Genomic DNA, 2,051 nt, shown 5'->3' with positions numbered 1-2,051 from the left:
CACGGGGGCGATCGGGCCGGGCTCGTCGAGCACGCCGTCGCCGTCGTGATCGAACACGTTCGCCGGATAGCGCGGGCGGTCGGCAATGAACACGATGCTGCCGCGATACCAGATCGCGTCCACCAGCGTCTCGGCGCTGCGCAGATCCTGTTCGGGCTCGACGCTCTGGCGCACGGTCGGAAAGCTCTGGTAGACGATGCTGCCGATCGGATCGACGCTGCCGTCGGGATTCACGCGCAGCCGCGCGACGTCGCTCGCACCGTAATTCGTCGCGTCGCCGCCGCCATTGAAGTGGGTGCCCAGCGCATATACCACGCCGTCCGCGCGCACGAGCAGGCGGCGCACGCGCGTGCCGCCCGCGTTGCGCGACACGCCGATGGTGCTGTACTGGTCGTAGCGGAAGATCAGGCGGCCGTCGCCGTCGAAATCCGTGTCGAGCGTACCGTTCGCGTGCAGCGCGACGATGCAGCCCGACGGCTCCAGCGCGGCGAACACGAGATAGCAGGAGAACAGCACGCGGTCCCGAACCGCGTCGTAGCCGAGGTCGCTGAGCACGGGCGTTGCGGCGAGCTGCGAGCCGTTCGGCACGACGAGAAGACCGTTGCCGGAGAACGTCGTATCGAGGCTGCCGCCGGTGTCGATGCGTGCAAGCGCGTAGTCGCCGTTGCCGCTGCCGCCGGACGTGATGCCGGCAACGATGAGATCGCCGTCGGGCAGCACGAGCAGCCGCGCGCAACTGTCCTCGTCGGCGCCGGCACCGTTGAAATCGAGTTCGCGGATGCCGGTCGAATTGAAGCTCGTGTCGAGCTGGCCGGCCGCGGTCACGCGCATCGCGAACAGGCGCCGCTCGCTGCCGCGCGTCACGGTGCCGCAGGCGACGACACGGCGGTTCGCGAGCGCGACCGCGTGGGCGAGACGCGTCTGCGCGCCGTCGAACGCGGCGAGGTTGCGCAGGAAGAACTTGCCGTCGCCGGCGAAGTTGGTGTCGTAGTTGCCGTTCGCATCGAGGCGGATGAGGAATCCGCCGAGACCCTCGCCGGTGTCGCCGGTGCCGGCGATGACCGCCCGGTCGTCGCGATCGACCGACAGCGAGCTGCAGGTATCGAAGCCGGTTCCGCCCATGTCGGCCGCGACGCGCCGCGTGCCTTCGAGGTCTTCGGGGCCGGTGTAGCCCATGTCGAGCGCGCGTGCGCGGCGGACATGGCGCGTCACGGCGCAGTCGAGGTTGGTCGTCGCCGCTTCGTCCCACTCGTTGAGCACGAGCAGGCGCTGCTGCGAATCCTCGGCGACGCCGATCGCGTTCTCGCTGATGCGATGCTCGCGCGTGATGTTGAGAAAGGCGCCGGCGGCGCGGTCCGGACCGAACTCGTTCCAGTACGGGGTCTGCGCGTACAGCGATGTCGAGGCCAGCAGCAGGATGGGCAGGGTGATACGACGCAACATGATCGGCTCCGCGGAATCGATGACGGATTCCCCGATCCTGCCCACGCGGTTGCGTCGCACCGCGGGCCACGCAGCGCCGGTTCAGCCCGGCGGTCGGCCTTCGAGCGCGGCCTGCAGGTTGCGCAGGCAGCGCTGCATGGCCGGCTGCAGGCAGCGGCGCAGCAGCAGGCTCGCGAACGGACGCGCGGTGCGCGTAGCGGGCTCGAAGCGATAGGTCCAGGTCACGCGCGTGCCGCGCTGCAGCGGCTGGAACTGCCAGTCGGCGTGTCCGGCGCGCACGAGCCAGGCAAACGGCGCGCGGAAGCCGCTCAGCGTGTAGGCGTGATGCAGCGGCGCGCGCAGTGCGGTGATGCGTTCGTGCAGCACCGTTCCGTCGGCATTGTGAATTTCGCGCTCGCTGCCGGCGGCGACGGGACCGAGCAGCACGATGCGACGCATCGCCGGGATCGGTCCGTAGCCGGTGAAGGTCGGCGGGAAGCGCTCGGCGTCGATGCTCAGCGCGAAGACGTCGTCGGCGGACTGCTCGAACCGGTGATCGGCGACAAGGAGGATGGTCATGGCGGCATCCGCAGTCATGTCGCCGGCGAGCGTGCCGGCGACGGGCCGCC

General features: G+C 69.9%; 2 protein-coding genes. Both read right to left on the bottom strand.

The genetic code is table 11. From position 1 onward, the window contains the following. A partial coding sequence (locus VLF18_RS11750) for a hypothetical protein (RefSeq protein WP_325279812.1) occupies positions 1-1,443 on the bottom strand: 1,443 nt, incomplete at its 3' end. 81 nt (positions 1,444-1,524) lie between these two features. Further along, a partial coding sequence (locus tag VLF18_RS11745) for an SRPBCC family protein (protein WP_325279811.1) occupies positions 1,525-2,051 on the bottom strand: 527 nt, incomplete at its 5' end.

Source organism: Tahibacter sp. (assembly GCF_035481375.1).
In the GTDB taxonomy this organism is placed as follows: Bacteria; Pseudomonadota; Gammaproteobacteria; order Xanthomonadales; family Rhodanobacteraceae; genus Tahibacter.
Note: the sequence above shows the minus strand (reverse complement) of the source record. Positions and strands in the feature narration are given on the sequence as shown.